Genomic DNA, 19,359 nt, shown 5'->3' on the forward strand with positions numbered 1-19,359 from the left:
AGCCCCCATTCACAAGCAAAATAAAAAGGACTGTAGACAAACTCTAGAATTTCATTGAGTTTGTCTACAGTCTGAAACTGCCTCAAAGAGGCAGTTTTTTCTATTAAATTAAACGTTCTGCAGCTCTCTTTCGTAGCGAAGAACCGGCTTACGAGCGGCGGCCGTTTCATCAAGCCTGCCAATTACCGTTGTATGCGGTGCTTCCTGAACGATTTCCGGGTTGTCTTCAACTTCCTTCGCAATTTGGATCATGACGTCAATAAACGCATCAAGTGTTTCTTTTGACTCTGTTTCTGTCGGTTCAATCATCATACATTCTTCCACATTTAACGGGAAGTAGATTGTTGGCGGATGGAAGCCAAAATCAAGCAGACGCTTAGCGATATCAAGCGTGCGCACACCGAGTTTTTTCTGGCGCTTGCCACTCAATACAAACTCATGCTTGCAATGACGATCAAATGGTAGATCAAAGTAAGGAGCAAGCCTGCGCATCATATAGTTGGCATTTAACACGGCATATTCTGTTACTGCTTTTAAGCCGTCTGGCCCCATTGAGCGGATATACGTGTAAGCACGAACGTTGATTCCGAAGTTGCCGTAAAAAGGCTTCACGCGGCCAATAGACTGCGGACGATTATAGTCAAAACGATAGACTCCTTCTTCTTTAACCAGCACTGGCTTCGGCAAATAAGGAATTAAGTCCTTCTTGACACCGACAGGACCGGAACCCGGACCGCCACCGCCATGAGGACCGGTAAATGTTTTATGAAGATTTAAGTGAACGACATCAAATCCCATGTCCCCAGGCCGAGCTTTTGACATCACCGCATTTAAGTTAGCACCATCATAATACACCTTGCCGCCGACGCCATGAATAATCTCTGCAATTTCCAAAATATTCTCTTCAAACAAGCCGAGCGTATTCGGATTTGTCAGCATGAGCGCGGCTGTTGTTTCATCAGCTACCCGTCTTAAATCCTCTAAGTCAACCAAACCGTCTTCTCCTGATTTTACCGTCACTGTTTCAAACCCGGCAACTGTTGCAGAAGCCGGGTTTGTGCCATGAGCAGAATCAGGCACAATGACCTTCGTACGGTTAAACTCTCCATTTTCTTCATGGAAAGCACGGATCATCATTAATCCCGTCCACTCACCCTGAGCTCCAGCTGCTGGTTGAAGTGTCACTTCATCCATGCCCGTAATTTCTTTTAAGTGTTCTTGAAGATCATACAGCAGCTCCATCGCCCCCTGCACCGTCTCTTCTTGCTGAAGCGGATGAATGTGGGCAAAGCCATCCAAACGAGCAACGTCTTCATTGATTTTTGGATTGTATTTCATCGTGCAAGAACCGAGCGGATAAAATCCGGAGTCCACTCCATGATTTCTATTTGAAAGTGCTGTGTAATGACGCATAATATCCAGTTCAGAAACCTCTGGAAGTTCCGGCTCTTCTTCCCGCAAGTATCCTGCCGGCAAAAGGGTAGATAAATCTTTTTCTGGTACATCCAACTCAGGCAGACTATAGCCAATCCGCCCCGGCTGAGACAATTCAAAAATAAGCTCCTGGTCCTTCTTATTCATGGCTATCCCCCAATTCTTTTGCAAAGAGTTCAATTTCTTCTTTTGTCCGCATTTCTGTCACAGCAACAAGCATGCAGTTCTCCAGTCCCTCATAAGTAAGGCCAAGATCATAGCCGCCGATAATGCCTTTTTCGAGCAGCTTTTGATTTACTTCTTTTACTGGCTTATTCAGGCGGACCACAAACTCATTAAATACAGGCCCGTCAAATACAATGTCTACGCCGTGCTGCTTTAATGTTTCTCTCGCGAAAAATGCTTTTTGCAAGTTTTGTACCGCTATTTCTCGTACCCCTTTTTTGCCTAAAGCTGTCATTGCTACACTGGCCGCAAGAGCATTAAGCGCCTGATTGGAACAAATATTGGAAGTCGCTTTGTCACGGCGAATATGCTGCTCGCGTGCTTGAAGCGTCAATACAAAGCCGCGTTGTCCTTGGTCATCATGCGTCTGGCCAACGAGGCGACCCGGAACTTTACGCATCAGCTTTTTCGTCACCGCAAAATATCCGCAGTGCGGCCCGCCAAATTGAGCTGGAATGCCGAATGGCTGCGCATCGCCGACCACTATGTCCGCTCCAAGCTTTCCAGGAGGCGTCAACGCACCGAGAGCAAGCGGGTTAGAAGAAACGACAAACATTGCTTTTGCGCTATGAGCTGCTTTTTCCACTTCAGAAAGTGATTCAATAGCTCCAAAGAAGTTAGGATATTGAACAATAACAGCTGCTGTATCGTTATCCACCAATGTATTTAATTGCTCAATATCTGTTACGCCATTTTTATGAGGGATAACGACTACCTCAATGTTTTGGCCTTTAGCATATGTTTTTAACACATCGCGCGACTCTGGATGAACGGTTTCTGACACGAGCACTTTCTTTCTTTTCGTCCGGCCCGCACTTAGCATAGCCGCTTCCGCCAACGCTGTACCTCCGTCATACATAGAAGAGTTGGCCACATCCATACCTGTCAATTCACAAATCATTGTTTGGAACTCAAAGATCGCCTGCAGCTCTCCTTGGGAGATTTCCGGCTGGTACGGTGTATACGCTGTGTAAAACTCCGAACGGGAAATTACATGATCCACGATAGAAGGGGTATAATGATCATATACGCCCGCTCCTAAAAAGGAAGCATATTGCTTGGCATTTATATTCTTTGCTGCCAGTGAGCTTAATTCTTTTTTGAGTGCTGGTTCCGCTTTCGCTTTCTTAATATCATATAATCCTTGAAAGCGTACTTTTTCAGGAATATCCGCAAACAATTCGTCTATTGTTTGGACACCCACTGCTGCAAGCATTTCCTTTTTGTCCGTTTCTGTCATCGGCAAGTAACGATGCTTCATAATGTTTTCCCTTCCCTCTTCTTTTATTTTGAACGTTTATAGAATGGCGGTTTTACAGTTTTAGCTGCCAGCTTCTTACCGCGGACTTCCACCAGCAGTTCTTCACCAGGTACAGCACATTCTGCTTTTACTAAAGCGAGCCCGATATTTTTCTTTAAAGTCGGCGACTGAGTACCGGTTGTCACATGACCAACTTGTTCTTCGCCTGAAAAAACAGCATATCCATGGCGCGGAATCCCCCGGTCAATCATTTCAAGACCAATCAGTTTTCGCTCCGGATCATTTTCTTTCTGCTCCTTTAGAACTTCCAGCCCGATAAAATCATCTTTATTTGTTTTCACAGCAAAGCCTAAGCCCGCTTCAATTGGAGAAATGTCTTCTGCCAGTTCTTGACCGTACAGCGCTAGATTTGCTTCAAACCGCAAAGTATCACGGGCACCAAGACCACATGGAAGAAGCCCATCTTCTTCACCTGCTTCTAGAAGATCCTGCCACAGCTTAGGGGCCTCCTCACTGCGACTGTAAATTTCAAAGCCGTCTTCTCCCGTGTAACCAGTGCGTGACACCAGAGCAGGCACCCCATTGATTCTGACTTCTTGACGGAATTTAAAAGGCCTGATTTCGCCCAAATCCAAGTCAGGTACAAGCTTTTGCAAGATTCCTTCTGCGGCTGGCCCTTGGATGGCAAGCTGTGCCCAGTCTTTTGATACATTTTCGATTTGCACGTCTCCTACCTGATGCTTCTTTAGCCAGGCAAAATCCTTATCTGTGTTAGCAGCATTGACAACAAGCAGGTAATTTTCTTCAGCAAGCATGTAAACAAGCAAATCATCAACAGCTCCGCCTTTTTCATTGCACATAATTGTATACATCGCTTGGTTCGGCTGCAGCTTTGACAAATCATTCGTCATCATCTTTTGGAGGAAAGCCAATGCGCCTTCTCCTTTTACAGTAACCTCGCCCATGTGGGAAACGTCAAAAAGTCCTGCTTTTGTCCGGACAGCTTCATGTTCTTCCTTAATGCTTGAGAACTGAACAGGCAGCTCCCATCCTCCAAAGTCAATTGTTTTTGCTCCAGACTGCTTATACCATTCAAACAATGGCGTGCGCTTTAACTCTCCCATTTCCCTACCCCTCTCTCATTGTCATTCTCACGGTTCAGCCCATTATTTTTGCATAAAAAAAGACAGAGAACAGCTTATAAAAGTTGTTCTCTGTCCTTGAACCTGAAAGTTTAACCTGATGAACAGGCTGTCTTCTTTGGTGGTTTCGTTACGAAACGCTCTCCAGAGTCGCGTCCAGCAAGAGTTCTTTTGCCTGAGAGATTCACAAAAAGCTTGTTTGCTCCTTCGGCGCTGTATGAACAGTCTCTCCCCTCGCCTTCATTCGCTATATTTAATTAATAAATGGGCATACTATGAACATCTGATTCATACGAATCAAGAATGTTCGCTTTTTTGTAAAATGACATAATATTTTGTTCAATTACATCCTACCATTAAAGGTAAGGTTTCGGCAACATATTTTATAAAGGAGTTTTTCAAATGAATGTGGAAATCTATTTTAATCACGCCTGGGAAGAAGAATTAGAGAAAAGAATAGAACAAGACGGGCCGTGGGGCAATTGGCCGCTCTTTCAATCAACTGTAAACATGGAAACACGAATGATGGTGCCGAATTTTGAAGGATTGTTAGCCCCTAGCTTTTTACCAGAGCTTACGGCCTTGCCCCATCAGCTTGAAGCAGCTAGAAGAGTAGTGGAAGAAATGAATGGAAAAGCGATTTTAGCGGACGAAGTAGGGCTGGGAAAAACGATTGAAGCCGGATTGGTATTAAAAGAATACTTGATCCGTGGCCTCGTGAAAAAAGTGTTAATTTTAGCTCCAGCTTCTCTTGTCTCCCAATGGGCCAATGAATTAAATAGTAAGTTTTATATTCCTGCTATCGCTCAGAAAAAATTTTATGCGTGGGATCAGCATGACATCGTCATCTCGTCTATCGACACGGCGAAGCGAAGCCCTCACAAAGAAAAGATCTATGAACAAGACTATGATTTAGTCATTATCGATGAGGCTCATAAATTAAAAAACCATAAAACCAAAAACTATCAGTTTGTCCGTCATTTAAAAAAGAAGTTTTGCCTGCTTTTAACGGCAACACCTATTCAAAACCGTCTTGATGAAATGTTTCATCTTGTTTCATTATTAAAGCCCGGCCATCTTGGTAGCGAAGGACAATTTACAGAGCGGTTTAAAAAGGGCGACCGCCAGGTACAAAATCATCATCATTTAATCAAGCTAATGAATAAAGTGATGATTCGTAACCGCCGGCAGGATACAGGGGTGGAATGGACAGCGAGAAAAGTAGAATCAGTAAAAGTAACGTTCACAGAAGAAGAACGTTCCCTCTATCAGGCTCTTGAGTATTTCGTTCGCAGCCAGCCTGACGATGTACGATCTTCCTTTTCTTTGCTTACTTTGCAACGGGAAGCTTGCAGCAGCAAAGAGGCAGTCTTTTTTACCTTGAAGAACATGGCTAGAAAGCTGTACGGAGATAATCTTGATTTTCCGGAGAGTTTCCAAAACGTTTTGTCCCACATACAAAATGTAACACGAAACTCAAAAGCGGAAAAAGCGCTTGAACTCGTTCAATCTATTAATGATAAAGTCATTATCTTTACTGAATATCGAGCCACTCAATTATATTTGCAATGGTTCTTTAAACAAAACGGCATTTCGTCCGTTCCTTTTCGTGGTGGCTTTAAGCGCGGGAAAAAAGATTGGATGAAACAACTTTTTGAAAAGCAGGCACAAGTCTTAATTGCTACAGAAGCTGGCGGAGAAGGATTAAACCTGCAGTTTTGTCACCATGTCATTAACTTTGACCTTCCCTGGAATCCGATGCGCCTTGAACAAAGAATTGGCCGTGTTCATCGTTTCGGGCAAACGAAAGATGTACGCATTTACAATTTCAGCACTGAAGATACGATTGAAGACAGAATTCTGCAGCTTCTTTATGAAAAAATCCATTTATTTGAACAAGCTGTCGGACAATTAGATGATATTTTAGAGAAAATGGACATTCCCAATATGCAGGAACACTTGGCTGATATTTTTCAAAACTCAAGAACGGAAGGAGAGCTGCGCGTCAAGATGAAAAACCTTGAAGCTGTCATTGATCTGGCTAACGAGTGGCATGAAGAGGAGGAATCATTTAGTGAAAAACGAAATTCATCTATTTCTTGAAAATTATTTTAGAGCAGCTGAATGCACATTTTTACAAGAAACAGAAGGAGCCCTCTGTGTAAAGCTGACTCCTGAGATTGATAAGGAACTAATGAACCGGCCCTTTTACTGGCATTATGCCGAAAAAACTGGAATGAAGGCAGAACCACTTTCGTTAACACTGATTACCGATCAGGCAAAAGCGCCTCCGAATATTGAAGGAGAGAGCGTGCATTTCGGTACACCGCGCTTACAGCAAATTTTTGAATCAGCAAAGAAACATACAAGTTTCATCCGACTTTACGAACAGAGAGAGTCTGGCAGCCAGCAGCCGCTTCAGCCCTGGCTCTTAGTTAATATAAAGGTCTCCTATGAAGCAAATCACAAAAAAGATATCTTTCATTCACTGGGCCTCAATTTAATTAATGGAGCAATTCAAGAAGAATTTATGAATGTACTCAATCGGAAGCTATTAGTATCAAAAATCCCTGACTTTTCTTTTACCATCACTCCTTTAATCAAGCCGAAAAGCGGCGTCAAAAGGCTTCAACGTTTTTTGACATCCCGACTTGAAAAAGAAACTCATGATTGGGCAGTAAAAGCTAAGAAAGAATGGGAAGAGGATTTGGTCTTACTTGATTATTTTTATGAAGATGAGGAGAAGCCCGAAGCTTATTTTATTGAAAAGGCCGCATTGGAAAAACAGTATTCTCCGAAGATTCATGTAGATATTATTAATGGCGGTGTAATCTATTTGCACTCATAGATAAAAAGCGCTGGCCATCACTTTTTATGAAAGAGCTGGCGCAGCGCTAATGGAAGCAGGCCGAACCATCTAAAAGAAAAGTTGGCACGGCCAGCCCGCTTTTGGCGTCGCTTTTCTTTCCTTACTTTTTTCGGTTCACTAAAATAACCGAGAAACGTTTCTACAAAATATCTTACATAGTCGCTCATATACACCGCCTCCTGTAGTCGGTGTCATTTTTTCCAGTTTTTCCTTATTTTAAACGCTGTTTATTCAACCCATTGGATAATCCGTCTCTCGGTCATGCTGTAAATAACTTTTGTTGAAAAGCGGGAATCCGGTTTATTGGTCTTTAAATGAACCACTACTAGTTCTTCTCCCTCGTTGGGCTGAGCGGCATAAACGACTTTTCCGCGATTTGTACGATACTCGCCGGACAGGGAGGTTCCTTGTTCCAACAAGGGAAGAATTTCCTGAAGGGTCATTGATTCTATCACTTTTGTTTCATAATAATCTGTCAAAAACAAAGCTGTCTTCTGCTTGCTCACAAAAATACCCGTTCCGAAAATGGCAGCTGTGCAAACAATAGTGAAAAGTAGAAGTGTATAAGGAAGAATGACTCCCTTTTCATTGGTGATTACACCTTTCATATAGCCTCTCCTGTAAATATATGAAATTGTGCCTTTTCTTTCTCACCATTTTTAAAGCCTGCCTCCGCGCACAACAGTGAACCACATGGATAAAATTGTATGGATGAAGCTTGCTGAAGAATCATCTCATGCCCTCTGCCACCCACTCTTCTTCTTACGCCATCATTATATTTTTCAATTGAAATAACATCTGTTCCTTGAATAAATGTCAGTTTTTGCGCGCTTATTTGAAGAGAATGGGAAACATTTATTTCCTTTCTAAGCTGCAGTACAAACAGCTCCCACTCTGCCCTTCTTTCCGGCTTAAGCTGTTCTTCTGTCTGATATACTGCTCCGTATATAAGTGGGAAGAGAGCAGCAATACTGATAAAGATGAGTAAAACGAACAAAGACTCTACGATTGTAAACCCCCTATTGTTTCTTAATACAGTAGACTTCTCCCGATACTTCAAAACAAGCTGATCCAATGCTCGTTTCCCAGGAAATATCATATTTCTCTCCCTCTCTCTCATAGACCACGTGAAAGTCTTCTCCTTCAATCATTTGCTTTGCCCCCTCTTCATATAAAAGCCTCATCCCCTTTTGCCTCTCCCAAAGGGCTTTGGATTGTCCTGTCATTTGCCCCATCAATGGCAGTATAAAAGCGGCTAGCATGGCTATGACCATTAAAGATAGTAGGCTTTCTGCAAGTGTAAAGCCCCCTTCATTGTTCTTTAACATAAAATCTCCCCTTGCCAATTTGAAAAATCAACGAAATGTGACGATCAAGGTATTCAAAATGAACGGTGCCGAAGCTGCTCGTATTTCCATTCGGCAAAAAAGATAATTTGGCTAACGATCCATCCACATATCGAATAGTATCAGGCATGCTCCTTTGAACAAGCAAGTTCGTAGGAGCAGTCAGCGGCCGAATGGTATAGCGATTTTCCGTATAAATAAACCTCACTTCCACTACCTCTTGCTTGGCAATAGCATACGACTGAGCGAGAAACAGGTCTGCCTGCAGTTGATTGAGAAATTGTTGTTTTTCAAAGTCAGCAGCTACCCTTGGAAAAGGAAGCACAGCTACCGATAGTAAAACGACTATAACTGTAAGAATGACCATCGTTTCAACAAGGGTAAAGCCCTCATCTGATCTTGCGCACCGTTCTATTTTATTTAACAATTGATACCTCTCCATCGGCTCCAATCTTTAATTGGTCTCCATTTGGACAAGCTGTTTCATCGCTTCTTAAATAACCGCTCTCTACCATATCCCCGACGGATGATGGAAATTTCTTTAAATCAATCCGGTAAGCCTGCACCTGTCCTTGCACCATATGTTTAAATGCTGTACATCCTTTGCTATTAATATTGCGGCTCTGTTTTGCTACATTTGGAATAGCGATAAATAACAATACTGAAATGACTAATAAAACAATCATCATTTCAATTAACGTAAACCCTGATTCATTTTTTACTAGGCGATTTATTTTCACCGGCTCATCCTCCCTCTTTAAATAGAACCCATCATTTGAAACATAGGCAGCATCACTGACAAGTAAATGGCGACAACTACGAGGCCGACAAACAAAAAGATAGCTGGCTGCAAAACGGCTAGTCCTCTTTTTATCTTTTTCTCGATGAGCACATCGCAAAACTGGCTAAATAAGAGCAACTCTTGAGCTAACCGCCCATTCGTTTCCCCATGTCGGAGAATACGGGGCAGTTCGGGAACAAAACCTGAGACTTGCTCCGCTGACTCAGCAAGGGACTGTCCAGTCACTAAATGAAGATTCATTTCTAAAGCAACCTGTCTTAGTATCGGATGCATGGTCTGCTCTTGTAAAATCAGCAGCACTTCATTAACAGCAAAGCCGCTTTGTAGCAAATAAGAAACTTCTTTAGCGAATAAACGGGTAAGAAATAAAGTGAAATAAGTAGAGGCAACTGGGATATTCACCATCCAATTAATTTTACTTCGAGGAGTTTGTCTTTGATAATGAAAAAAGAAAGATAGAGAAGCAACTGCCAAACCAGCAGCAGCTAGTAGAATGAAGGAGGGGCCCTGTTGCAAAAAAGCAATAAGCAAGAGGGTACTTCCGCTCGGGGCAAAGCTGAGAGCAGCGTACAGCTCTTCAAATCGCGGCATTAAAAATTGATTTAAAAGAAGCAACAGCATAAATAAAAGAAACAACAAGAATATCGGGTACTGAAGAAGCTTCGCTAGCTTTTCCTTTGCCTCTTCGGTCTTTTTCCAGTGCTCCCCCGCATATATTAGCGTTTCCGGCAAACGACCGTGTTTTTCGGCAAAGTACACTTGCAGACAAATCATTGATGGAAAGTTAAGCATGTGAAGAATCTCATTTAAAGATGTCCCGTCATTTAACTCAGAACGGATTTTCTGAATTGATTTGTGATGATTGCGGTCAAAATTCATCAACAAAAATTCAAGGGCCTGACTCATCGTAAACCCTTGGTTCAACATCTCTCCCAATCTAAGAATGAATTCCCCTTGATACTTCCCCGCTTTTCTTTTCCTCCAATACCCAGCGATCATATTCAGTTTGAGAGAGATATCCAAGAGCGATCCCCTTTCTTAATAAGTGTTTTAATAATGGATAGTGGTAAAAGCTCGGCTCTCCTTTTGCTTCATTTAATACAGCCTGCAGATCCGATCCGCTCAATATTTCATACACAGTAGCCTGTTTTCGTTGTTTTTCCGAAACACAGTGCAGAGAGCAGTTGGTTCCGCATGCTGGGCACAGAAGATTAACAAGACGCTGGGCTGTTACACCGATCAGCGTTTGCTGAATTTCATGCCATTTTAAACCAAATTCAAGCAGTCGGAACACTGCTCCTTTTGCATCGCGCGTATGCAAGGTAGTCAAAACGAGATGGCCTGTAAGTGAAGCACGGATAGCAATTCTGGCCGTTTCTTCATCACGAATTTCTCCTACCATAATCACGTCAGGATCATGTCTTAAAATAGCTTTTAATCCCGTTGAGTAAGTTACTCCTGCTTTTTCATTCACTTGCACTTGCAACCACTGATCATTTTGTTTTTCCACAGGGTCTTCAAGAGTAATGACGTTGCGGCCATGCTCGCTAGCACTGTGCTGGATCAAAGAGTAAAGGGTAGTCGTTTTACCGCTGCCGGTCGGGCCGGTAAAAATAATTAATCCATGAGAATGCGCTAAAAGAGCAAGCAGTTTTCTAGAAGAATTTGGAAACAGAGAAAGTTGAAGCAGGTCGGGTACCTCCTGTTGAGGAAGAAGGCGAATGACGAGGCTTTCTTTTGAAAGGGCAGTGGGTAAAGTAGAGATGCGCAAAGAGACCAAAAAGCTTGAAATTTCAAGCTTTTTGGTCTCTTTGCGGCTTTCTTTTTTCTCCGATGTCCATCGAGGCCATAAACTTAAAATGGGAAATCAGTCTTTCCCCTTCACGTATGGAGAACTGACTATGAGGAATAAGCTCGCCTTGGGAGCGGATTTGGACGAAGTAACCGTGCTTACGGGGGATAAAGTGGATATCCGTCGAACGGAGAGCAAGGGCCTCCTGCAAAAGATTTTCGACAGCTTCTTCAATAACCATTTCTTTTTATTTCACCACCTTTCATTCTCGTTCATTAACCATATTCGACAACATTCGAAAAACCCCTCCTGCTTTTTTAATTTTACTGAAAGCTATTTATTACTGGCGAGTGACGGGGTTAGAGTAAAATACAAAATAAACGGCACCATAAGATAGAGATATCACGCAATCTTCACAAAGTGACTGAAAGTATGTTTACAATACTATCTTCATTCCATTATAATAAGATATTGATGGAGTGACGAATAAAGGAGGGATACATAATGGACCGCATGTTTCGCGTATTAGCATTCTGGACTGGAATCTTTGCTGTCATGTTCTATCTTGGCGATATGCATAAAACGGCTTTACTATTCCTTGGCCAGACCGGATTCTTCTTAATTGTAGGCTATTTAAATTTAACTGAACGTATGTACGTGTACCTTTTTGCAGCATACTTAACTGTATTCTTCTGTGGATACACTTACTGGACTACCTTTATGGTAACTCCTGGAGCAGGCCATTAATTCATGGTTCTGTCAGCCGGTCTATAATGACCGGTTTTTTTATTTTGCCCAATATCAAAAAGGCTGTCCAAACTAGGGCACAAACCTGTTTCTCCATTCAAGAGAAGAAGGTCCGGCCGGCGTAAGACAGCCTTCACTTTTTTTAGAAGCCGTTTAAAAACGGATTGCGCTCCATTTCATCACCAATCATCGTTGCTGGTCCGTGGCCAGGCAGTACAATCACTTCTTCTGGCAATGTCAATAAATGATTATGAATACTGTGAATTAGCTGCTCGTGGTTCCCGCCCGGTAAATCCGTCCGTCCAATGCTTCCCATGAATAACGTATCCCCGGCGAATACAGCGTTTCCTTCATCAAAAAAATAAGAGACACTCCCCGGCGAGTGGCCAGGTGTGTGAAACAGCTGAAAAGAAAACGGGCCTACTGTTAATGACTTCTCATCTGTTAGAAGATGATCAGCTGGCTGACCGCTAACTTTCCCCAATTGAAAACGGGCAGAACCGTTTAAATCCGGATTAGTTAGCCATTCTGCTTCTTCTTTATGTAAATAAACAGGAATATCAAACGCCTTCCTCACCTGCTCAACTGCCCCAATATGATCAAAATGGGCATGTGTAAGCAAAATAGCAAGGGGCTTTAAATGATTTTGATTTAACCATTCAACCAACTTCTCTCCCTCTGCTCCGGGATCAAATACAATACACTCCCTCTCTTCATTAGATAATATATAACAATTAGTTTGCAGTGCGCCTAACGGCAATTGTGTCCAGTTCATGCTACTTTCTCCCGCCTTTCCTTATGACTATCCTTATCGTACCAGCGAATCGTGTCTTTTTAAAGAACTATGATTTTTCAACTCGACAAACATTAAAAAAAACTATAGAATAGTGATGAATATGTACTGATTTTACATAATTATCTTTAGTCGATCATTATCAAGTGATCCAGGAAAGGAGTTTGACTTATGTACGGCTTAGTGATTATCTTTACTCTCATAACTCTTCTTGCCTTGTTCAGCACAGTAAACGCTTTAAAAAACAAAAACCTTTTAGGCATTATTTTTGGACTCGGCACTCTAGGAGTATTCGGATGGTTTACAATCATGACACTTATCCATCAAGGGTATCCTGCTGCTTAATTCACTCTTTAGACGAAATCCTCTCCTGTTTTTTTACAGCAGAGGATTTTTTATTTCCTTTAATCCCTTTCCTTGATAGTCATCCCAGATAAAAAAACCCTGGCGGTTGTCGGCAGGGTTTTTTAATTTATCTTACTTTTTAGCTGAATTCGGGTCATAGAAACGAAGCAGATCACCATAAATGATTCGGTCAGAATAATTCAATTCGGTTGCCGCTTTTTCTATATATGGCGTGCAGTAGTTTTTGTCAGTTGGCTGTTCCGTTGCTTTATCCCAACATTTATTGTCTGCGTAGACATAATCTTTCGTTACAAACCGGCCATCACGGAACACAGCGAGATTTTCATGGTCCTCAGACAATAAATCTTGTCCAAACTGCAAATCATCCTTTGTTTCGATTCCAAGCAAGTGCAGAAGTGTTGGACGAACATCAATTTGGCCGCCTACCTTATCAATCACTCTTCCTTTCACACCAGGAATGTGAATCATGAATGGCACTTTCTGCAGCTGTGTTGAAACAAATGGCGTAACTTCTTTTCCTAAGTACTGGCTCATTGCTTCATTGTGATTTTCAGAGATCCCATAGTGGTCACCGTAAAGAACAATAACGGAGTTTTCATAAAGCCCGGAAGCCTTTAAATCCTCCACAAATTTCTTCAATGCTTCATCCGTATAACGTACAGTGACAAAATAGCGGTTTAGCGTACCGCTGTTGGAAGTAAATTCATCAATGAACTGGTCTTCCTCGTCATAATAGAACGGATGATGGTTCGTTAACGTAAGCAATTTTGAATAAAATGGTTTCGGCATTTCCTTCATATGCTGTACGGACTGTTCAAAAAACGGCCCATCCTTCATTCCCCAGTTCACGCTATTGTCCTCATTGATCTCATAATCTCCAGCTTCATAAAAACGCTGATATCCTAAAGACTTATACATAATATCCCGATTCCAAAAGCTTTTATTATTGGCATGCATTGCATTAGAGAAATAGCCATCCTCCCCTAACTTCTCTGCCATGGAATTAAACTCATTGCCTGAATGGGTAAAGAAAACGGCCCCACGGCTTAGCGGGTAAAGAGAGTTTTCTGTTAAAAATTCAGCATCTGAGGTTTTCCCTTGTCCTGTTTGGTGGTAAAAGTTATTAAAGTATAAGCTTTGTTTGGCAAATTGATTCATAAACGGTGTAATTTCCTGGCCGTTTACTTTATTATTCATCACAAATTCTTGTGTGGATTCGACAGATACCATAATTAAATTCTTGCCTTTAGCCACGCCGAATAAATCATCATTTGGTTTGGCATAATTGGCATCTGAATAGTTTTCAATATCCGCCAATTCACTGCCATCAGCAAGTGCCCGCTGTGCAGAGGACTTCGATTGTAAAATGACGTCGTAAATGTGGTAGTTAAATGTCCCTATATTCTTCACCAGCATTTCACGGTCAAATGTTCTTGTTAAAAGCTGCGGGCGTTCAATTTCAGAAAGACCCAGATTTAAAAAGAACATCGCGGCCGCTGCTAAAAAATAGGCCCGACGATTCATTTTTGTCATGGAACGAAAACTTACTAATTTAGGTTTTACTTTTAAGATCACCATAAGCACGATAAGATCGGCGAAATAGAAAATATCATACCATTTAAACTCTTCTGTCACACTATTGCCCAAGTCAGCAAAGTTGCTTGTTTGAAATAATAAAGGCATAGTGATAAAATCGTTGAAAAAACGATAGAAAACTACGTTCGCATAAAGCAAGAAAGTCAACAAGAAACTCGTGATGATTAAATAACGGTTTCTAGCTTTATCACTTTTAAAAAACATACTGATCCCCATAATGAGCATAATAAAGCTCAATGGGTTAATAAAGAGAATAAATGCTTGCAATGTATTTTCAATTTCAATTTTAAAGCTCGTTTGATAGATAATATACGTTTTAATCCATAAGAACAAAACGACAACAGCGATTAAAGATACATTGTTGCGTAAGGTTCCTTTCATCCAATAACCTCCTTAATACGCACCGTACAGATTACTGCTTTGTATAAAGACCGTCCACTATAAAAACATCATAGCTAATCTTAATACTTTTTTTACAAAAAAGCAAACGTGAGAAAATAGAGATTTTGTAGAATGATAGTTTGACACCCCATCCTCTAGCCTTTTATCATACGACCAATGAAGGATAAAAGTTTCATTTTTGCAAAAAAAAGGAACCTTTTCAAAAGGTCCCTCTCTGTCGAGGATTATTGGCGGCTGCGCTTTTCCTTTTCAAGTCTACGTTCCTGTCTTATAACGAGCAGCGCCTGCTGAAAATCTCTTACTTCTAGCAATTGGGAATCATACAAGTCCCTCAGTTCTGCTTCCATCAAATCCAAGTCAGCCAGACGGTCACCAACATAAATGAAAATACCGTACCGCTTCAAAAGCTGCTGTACATCCCACATCATTTTCAACTTGATCAACGGCTCCCTTACTAAGTTTTCCTGTTGCCTAATCATCGCTCTTTAACTTGTTATCCGTTCACGCTTTTTATTCAGAAAAGCCCAAATAAAGACCACCCGCCGATAATAAACAAGCTGCTGCGAGAAAAGCAAGCTGCATCATTGGCTTTTTCTTTGTTGGAAAATGAACGGCACCAGTAGCTAGAAAGCCGCCGATTAAACCACCAATGTGTCCAGCGTTATCAATTCCTGATGCTGAAAAGCCAAAGATGAGATTGATTAAAATAATGACAATGATACTCGTGCCCATTGTTCGAAAAAATAGGCGCGGATAAATGACACCAAAGTAAAGAAGAGCTCCAAAGCAGCCAAAGATGGCTCCGCTCGCACCGGCTGACAAATTAGAATTCATCACAAAGCTGGCTAGCGTGCCCATGAACCCTGAAAATAAATAAATGAAAAGAAAGCGAGATCGTCCATATATCTGTTCTACAGCTGTTCCAAGAAAATATAAAGCAAAGGTATTCATCAGCAAATGCAAGAAGCCTATATGTAAAAAGATAGGAGTAAAGAAACGCCACCACTCTCCGTCAAGAATGAGCGGGTTGAACTTCGCTCCAAAACGGATTAGGTTTTCTGAATTGGTGCTGCCTCCGGTTAGCTCTAACAAAAAAAACACGATAACTTGAGCGGCAATAAATATATAGGAAAAGAACGGCGTAGAAAAATGAAAGACCTTTTTATCTTCCTCGCTCCTTTTCACCGAATGAACAAGAGCGGCCCTTTTATAGGCAACGGTTTCTTCCTCAGAACCCGGCTCAAAGAAAGCGGGCTCTAACCCTCCGGGAAATAAGCGGCTAAATGAGTCTGCTGCTTCAAGCATCTGTCCCTGAGCAAACAAGACCGATGTAACTTTTGTCCGTTTTCCTTTTGGAAAGTAAACGGGTTCTTTTAAATAAGATTCGTATTCGTCAACTGGCGGATAGAGAGATAAATACAAATTGACTACTGTTAGCTCCCGCTTGCCCAACTGCTTTCTAATGCTTTCTCCCATAGCTGCTACTTGTTCTATATCACGGCGCATTCTGCTGCCCCAGTCCAGGTCACTATATATCATTCGAATAAACTGTGCCGGCTTATTAGATAAGTTTTCAAATAACATTTCCTGACGATTTTCATCCACTTGAACAATTTGATAATCTTGTTCTACAACCAGGAAATATGCCAGCTTCCAAAACAAGTTATTTTCATAAGAACCCATTTCATCACTGCCTTTATTCGTTTTCTTTTACAGTAACTATAACGAATGGAAAAAGCGAATGTAAAGCGTAGACTACTTGGCTTCCGATTCACAAACAATGACTTCTTCTTCCGCAATGATCTGTTGTACTGGTAAGTCATGAGGTTCTCTTGGAAGTTGCTCCATCAATTGCTGAGAGAAAGCAAGTGCCACAGTGCTTCCATTATATCCTGCTAGGAAGCGGTCATAATAGCCCCCTCCAAAACCGAGACGGCTGCCAGATCGGCAAAAAGCAAGACCCGGTACAATAATCAGATCCATCTGCGAGCGCTCTACCAGCTGATTACAAGAAGGAATAGGTTCGTACAGACCAAAATAAACCATTTCTAATTCAGTAAATGATGTCAGCTTGTAAAAGTTCAACTTTTTCTCCGCTGGTATACACTTTGGCACCACCATCCTTTTTCCTTCCAGCCAGCCTTGTCGAATAATTTGCCATGTATCTACTTCCGGCGCATTAGAAACCGTCACTGCTACTGTCTTCGCTTCCTTCCATTCCTTTAAAGAAAACAATCGACGGGCAATTTGAAAAGACAATTGTTCATAGGCAAGCCTGTCTAACTTCGACAGTTCTTCTTTTACTCGCTGCCTTACCATTTGTTTATTCATCAAGGGTCCGCCTCCATTCTTTAGGTGATCGGCTTTTTATGTACAAAAAAACAGCAGGAAATAAATCCCCGCTGCTTACTTTGTTTCACGGTGTGCAGTAACACGTTTTTCTCTAGAACAATATTTTTTCAGTTCAAGACGATCAGGATTGTTACGCTTGTTTTTAGTAGAGATATAATTACGATCACCGCACTCAGTGCATGCTAAAGTGATATTTACGCGCATCTTTTTTTCCCTCCAAACTTTTCAATACAATTGTATCTTCTTTACGACTTTTCTATAATAGCACTTTTCTTCTATAAATGCTAGTCTGACTTTACTATTCAGCAGTGTAATAAAAAATTCTTCATGAGTCCGAAACAAAGACGTCCTGCACAATAAATAACTGGTTTGAATGTACCTTTATTCACGTTATAATAAGCAATGAGGTGAATAAAAATGGATGGACTAATCATTGGGCTGGCTGTAGCAGGCATCGGCTTTCTTTTGTTATCTTTTTTCCTGAAAGATCGCTCGCGCCTGCTTGAAAAAGAAGTAGAAGACTTGTCTATGCAATTTTTGCAAGAGACCTATCAATTAAAGAAAAAGATAAAAGTCCTTGAAGAAGAGCTGTTAATCGGAACGCCTGCCACCTCTTTTCAAGAAACAGCCTCCACTAGCGAAACGACTGTTGGCATAAACGAAATTTTGAAAAATCAAGTCATCTCCCTCTACTATCAAGGAGCTAAAATGGAAGAGATCTCCAGGCAATCCTCCCTGACTCTTTCACAAGTCCGGCAGATTTTAGCCCCGTATAGGAATGAAGGGAAAGGATGATAGCATGAATAAGCAAACCATGAGAGCCTTTGCGTTCGGCCTTCTTGCCTCCGCTCTTGCCTTACTCATTTACAGGGAAGCAGCTGGTTCATCATCATTGTCCGAGAAAGAAATGGTCCAAAGTCTTGAAAAAAAACAATATGTCGTATGGACCGCAAAAGAAGCGGCACAGCAAAAGCAAGAAAAAGAACAACTTGAGCAGAAATTAAACCAGGTAACTTCAGGAAATAATACGGGTAAGAAAGCAACAGAACAGGCAAAAAAAGAAAGCACAAGCCGTAAAAAAAACTATACCTTACGCATTGAATCCGGCATGTCCTCTTCAGAAGTCGGCCGAATTCTAAAAAAAGCCGGAATAGTAGAAGACAGTGGAAAATTCAACGATTATTTAACTGAAAATGGCTATGCGGAAAAACTTCAAGTCGGTGAACATACGGTTCACCCCTCAATGTCAATGAAAGAAATAGCTGTTGTTTTAACAACCAAGTAAGGGCTGCCCCTCAAAGGGGCAGCCCTTACTTTCTTCATTGCCTAACAACAGCGCTTTTCCCTCATGTATTTCAGGAAAGGAGATTAGCTTATCAGGCACTTAGCCGAACCGTCCTGTAATATAGTCTTCTGTGCGGTTATCTTTTGGATGGTTAAAAATAGCATACGTGTCATCATATTCGATTACTTCTCCATTAAGGAAGAAAGCTGTCTTATCAGAAATCCGCGAAGCCTGCTGCATATTATGCGTGACAATAATAATAGAATACTTTTCCTTTAACTCCTGGATCAGTTCTTCTACTTTTAAAGTAGAAACCGGGTCAAGCGCCGAAGTCGGCTCATCCATTAATAAAACGTCCGGTTCTAGCGCAAGGCTGCGGGCAATACAAAGACGCTGCTGCTGACCGCCGGATAAACCGTAAGCAGATTCGTGAAGCCTGTCTTTTACTTCATCCCAGATGGCTGCCTGGCGCAAGCTCTTTTCGACCGTTTCATGAATAATTTGTTTATTTTTGATTCCATGAATCCTTAATCCAAAAGCAATATTCTCAAAAATTGATTTTGGAAACGGATTTGGTTTTTGAAACACCATGCCCACTCTCGTACGCAATTCTTCAACATGAAAGTCCTTGCTAAAAATGTTTCTTCCTCGATATTCAATGGCTCCGGATGTTCTAACATTGGGAACGAGGTCAACCATGCGGTTTAATGTTTTAATATAAGTTGACTTTCCACATCCTGAAGGACCAATAATGGCTGTTACTTCTCTTTCTTTCATATCAAGATTAATATTTTTTAATGCATGATGATTCCCATACCAGAGATTGCATTTTTTTGTACTATAAACGGTTTGACGCTCAACAGGTGCTTGTTCTTTGATTCTCTTCTCTTTTGTTTTAAAGGCGACTAGTGCCATCTTGTTTCCTCCTCATTCATTTTAACTATCTA

Annotated in this window: 23 protein-coding genes, 1 pseudogene and 2 riboswitches; of the genes and pseudogenes, 6 read left to right on the forward strand and 18 right to left on the reverse strand. The window is 41.4% G+C overall.

Annotation, left to right across the window (positions count from 1 at the left end):
* Nucleotides 1-108: 108 nt before the first annotated feature.
* Genes gcvPB through gcvT form a run of 3 tightly spaced genes read right to left on the reverse strand, consistent with a single transcriptional unit; the run spans nucleotide 109 to nucleotide 4,044 of the window.
* Entirely contained in the window at nucleotides 109-1,581 is a 1,473-nt protein-coding gene (gene gcvPB / locus ACH0BF_RS14335) for an aminomethyl-transferring glycine dehydrogenase subunit GcvPB (RefSeq protein ID WP_120032951.1), read from the reverse strand.
* Nucleotides 1,574-2,920 (reverse strand): aminomethyl-transferring glycine dehydrogenase subunit GcvPA, encoded by a 1,347-nt coding sequence (gene gcvPA / locus ACH0BF_RS14340; protein WP_406909546.1) that lies wholly within the window; start codon nucleotides 2,918-2,920, stop codon nucleotides 1,574-1,576. Before gcvPA ends, gcvPB begins: the two co-directional genes overlap by 8 nt.
* Before the next feature lie 23 nt (nucleotides 2,921-2,943).
* Nucleotides 2,944-4,044, reverse strand: a complete 1,101-nt coding sequence (gcvT, locus tag ACH0BF_RS14345) for a glycine cleavage system aminomethyltransferase GcvT (protein WP_406909547.1) — start codon at nucleotides 4,042-4,044, stop codon at nucleotides 2,944-2,946.
* A gap of 88 nt (nucleotides 4,045-4,132) precedes the next feature.
* A riboswitch (glycine riboswitch) is annotated at nucleotides 4,133-4,212 on the reverse strand.
* Between the two features lie 3 nt (nucleotides 4,213-4,215).
* A riboswitch (glycine riboswitch) is annotated at nucleotides 4,216-4,306 on the reverse strand.
* A 158-nt stretch (nucleotides 4,307-4,464) separates the two neighbouring features.
* On the opposite strand from gcvT, the gene ACH0BF_RS14350 reads away from it, so the two are divergent.
* On the forward strand, nucleotides 4,465-6,165 hold the full coding sequence (locus tag ACH0BF_RS14350) for a DEAD/DEAH box helicase (RefSeq protein WP_406909548.1): 1,701 nt from the start codon (nucleotides 4,465-4,467) through the stop codon (nucleotides 6,163-6,165).
* On the forward strand, nucleotides 6,137-6,910 hold the full coding sequence (locus ACH0BF_RS14355) for a YqhG family protein (RefSeq protein WP_340853332.1): 774 nt from the start codon (nucleotides 6,137-6,139) through the stop codon (nucleotides 6,908-6,910). Before ACH0BF_RS14350 ends, ACH0BF_RS14355 begins: the two co-directional genes overlap by 29 nt.
* Before the next feature lie 17 nt (nucleotides 6,911-6,927).
* Here the strand turns inward: ACH0BF_RS14355 and ACH0BF_RS14360 are convergent, their stop codons facing one another.
* From ACH0BF_RS14360 to comGA, 8 genes and pseudogenes are all read right to left on the reverse strand, one after another.
* Entirely contained in the window at nucleotides 6,928-7,098 is a 171-nt protein-coding gene (locus tag ACH0BF_RS14360) for a YqzE family protein (RefSeq protein ID WP_340853330.1), read from the reverse strand.
* A gap of 60 nt (nucleotides 7,099-7,158) precedes the next feature.
* Nucleotides 7,159-7,539: a hypothetical protein gene (locus tag ACH0BF_RS14365; RefSeq protein ID WP_340853329.1), complete on the reverse strand. Its 381-nt coding sequence runs from the start codon at nucleotides 7,537-7,539 to the stop codon at nucleotides 7,159-7,161.
* Entirely contained in the window at nucleotides 7,536-8,030 is a 495-nt protein-coding gene (gene comGF, locus ACH0BF_RS14370) for a competence type IV pilus minor pilin ComGF (RefSeq protein ID WP_340853326.1), read from the reverse strand. The genes ACH0BF_RS14365 and comGF overlap by 4 nt, the downstream gene beginning before the upstream one ends.
* On the reverse strand, nucleotides 7,951-8,259 hold the full coding sequence (locus ACH0BF_RS14375; protein ID WP_182916978.1) for a type II secretion system protein: 309 nt from the start codon (nucleotides 8,257-8,259) through the stop codon (nucleotides 7,951-7,953). Before ACH0BF_RS14375 ends, comGF begins: the two co-directional genes overlap by 80 nt.
* Nucleotides 8,243-8,704, reverse strand: coding sequence for a competence type IV pilus minor pilin ComGD (gene comGD, locus ACH0BF_RS14380; RefSeq protein ID WP_340853324.1), 462 nt, complete (start codon nucleotides 8,702-8,704; stop codon nucleotides 8,243-8,245). The genes ACH0BF_RS14375 and comGD overlap by 17 nt, the downstream gene beginning before the upstream one ends.
* Nucleotides 8,694-9,017, reverse strand: a complete 324-nt coding sequence (gene comGC / locus ACH0BF_RS14385) for a competence type IV pilus major pilin ComGC (RefSeq protein ID WP_406909549.1) — start codon at nucleotides 9,015-9,017, stop codon at nucleotides 8,694-8,696. The genes comGD and comGC overlap by 11 nt, the downstream gene beginning before the upstream one ends.
* A gap of 17 nt (nucleotides 9,018-9,034) precedes the next feature.
* A complete protein-coding gene (gene comGB / locus ACH0BF_RS14390) occupies nucleotides 9,035-10,006 on the reverse strand; it encodes a competence type IV pilus assembly protein ComGB (RefSeq protein ID WP_406909576.1) in 972 nt (323 codons plus the stop codon).
* A 10-nt stretch (nucleotides 10,007-10,016) separates the two neighbouring features.
* Nucleotides 10,017-11,112 (reverse strand): annotated as a pseudogene (gene comGA, locus ACH0BF_RS14395) (competence type IV pilus ATPase ComGA).
* Nucleotides 11,113-11,375: 263 nt separating this feature from the next.
* Here comGA and ACH0BF_RS14400 point away from each other — a divergent pair.
* A complete protein-coding gene (locus ACH0BF_RS14400) occupies nucleotides 11,376-11,618 on the forward strand; it encodes a DUF2626 domain-containing protein (RefSeq protein ID WP_120032986.1) in 243 nt (80 codons plus the stop codon).
* A 142-nt stretch (nucleotides 11,619-11,760) separates the two neighbouring features.
* Here the strand turns inward: ACH0BF_RS14400 and ACH0BF_RS14405 are convergent, their stop codons facing one another.
* Nucleotides 11,761-12,393: an MBL fold metallo-hydrolase gene (locus ACH0BF_RS14405; protein WP_120032989.1), complete on the reverse strand. Its 633-nt coding sequence runs from the start codon at nucleotides 12,391-12,393 to the stop codon at nucleotides 11,761-11,763.
* A gap of 189 nt (nucleotides 12,394-12,582) precedes the next feature.
* On the opposite strand from ACH0BF_RS14405, the gene ACH0BF_RS14410 reads away from it, so the two are divergent.
* Nucleotides 12,583-12,756 (forward strand): DUF2759 domain-containing protein, encoded by a 174-nt coding sequence (locus ACH0BF_RS14410; RefSeq protein WP_120032992.1) that lies wholly within the window; start codon nucleotides 12,583-12,585, stop codon nucleotides 12,754-12,756.
* Between the two features lie 132 nt (nucleotides 12,757-12,888).
* Here ACH0BF_RS14410 and ACH0BF_RS14415 read toward each other — a convergent pair whose 3' ends face one another.
* The 5 genes from ACH0BF_RS14415 to rpmG all read right to left on the reverse strand — a co-directional run bounded on the left by ACH0BF_RS14415 (nucleotide 12,889) and on the right by rpmG (nucleotide 17,331).
* Nucleotides 12,889-14,754, reverse strand: coding sequence for an LTA synthase family protein (locus ACH0BF_RS14415; RefSeq protein WP_406909550.1), 1,866 nt, complete (start codon nucleotides 14,752-14,754; stop codon nucleotides 12,889-12,891).
* A 245-nt stretch (nucleotides 14,755-14,999) separates the two neighbouring features.
* Nucleotides 15,000-15,209 (reverse strand): YqgQ family protein, encoded by a 210-nt coding sequence (locus tag ACH0BF_RS14420; RefSeq protein ID WP_120032998.1) that lies wholly within the window; start codon nucleotides 15,207-15,209, stop codon nucleotides 15,000-15,002.
* Between the two features lie 76 nt (nucleotides 15,210-15,285).
* On the reverse strand, nucleotides 15,286-16,458 hold the full coding sequence (locus ACH0BF_RS14425) for a rhomboid family intramembrane serine protease (protein ID WP_340853319.1): 1,173 nt from the start codon (nucleotides 16,456-16,458) through the stop codon (nucleotides 15,286-15,288).
* Nucleotides 16,459-16,530: 72 nt separating this feature from the next.
* Entirely contained in the window at nucleotides 16,531-17,106 is a 576-nt protein-coding gene (locus tag ACH0BF_RS14430; protein WP_340853317.1) for a 5-formyltetrahydrofolate cyclo-ligase, read from the reverse strand.
* A 75-nt stretch (nucleotides 17,107-17,181) separates the two neighbouring features.
* Complete coding sequence (gene rpmG / locus ACH0BF_RS14435) at nucleotides 17,182-17,331, reverse strand: 50S ribosomal protein L33 (protein ID WP_077247170.1); 150 nt, start codon at nucleotides 17,329-17,331, stop codon at nucleotides 17,182-17,184.
* A gap of 213 nt (nucleotides 17,332-17,544) precedes the next feature.
* On the opposite strand from rpmG, the gene ACH0BF_RS14440 reads away from it, so the two are divergent.
* Nucleotides 17,545-17,922, forward strand: coding sequence for a hypothetical protein (locus ACH0BF_RS14440; RefSeq protein WP_120033006.1), 378 nt, complete (start codon nucleotides 17,545-17,547; stop codon nucleotides 17,920-17,922).
* Between the two features lie 4 nt (nucleotides 17,923-17,926).
* On the forward strand, nucleotides 17,927-18,412 hold the full coding sequence (locus ACH0BF_RS14445) for a hypothetical protein (RefSeq protein ID WP_340853305.1): 486 nt from the start codon (nucleotides 17,927-17,929) through the stop codon (nucleotides 18,410-18,412).
* Between the two features lie 99 nt (nucleotides 18,413-18,511).
* On the opposite strand, the gene pstB is transcribed toward ACH0BF_RS14445, so the two are convergent.
* Nucleotides 18,512-19,327, reverse strand: coding sequence for a phosphate ABC transporter ATP-binding protein PstB (gene pstB / locus ACH0BF_RS14450; RefSeq protein ID WP_120033012.1), 816 nt, complete (start codon nucleotides 19,325-19,327; stop codon nucleotides 18,512-18,514).
* Nucleotides 19,328-19,359 lie beyond the last annotated feature (32 nt).

Source organism: Pseudobacillus sp. 179-B 2D1 NHS, assembly GCF_045370945.1.
Classification (GTDB): domain Bacteria; phylum Bacillota; class Bacilli; order Bacillales; family Domibacillaceae; genus Pseudobacillus.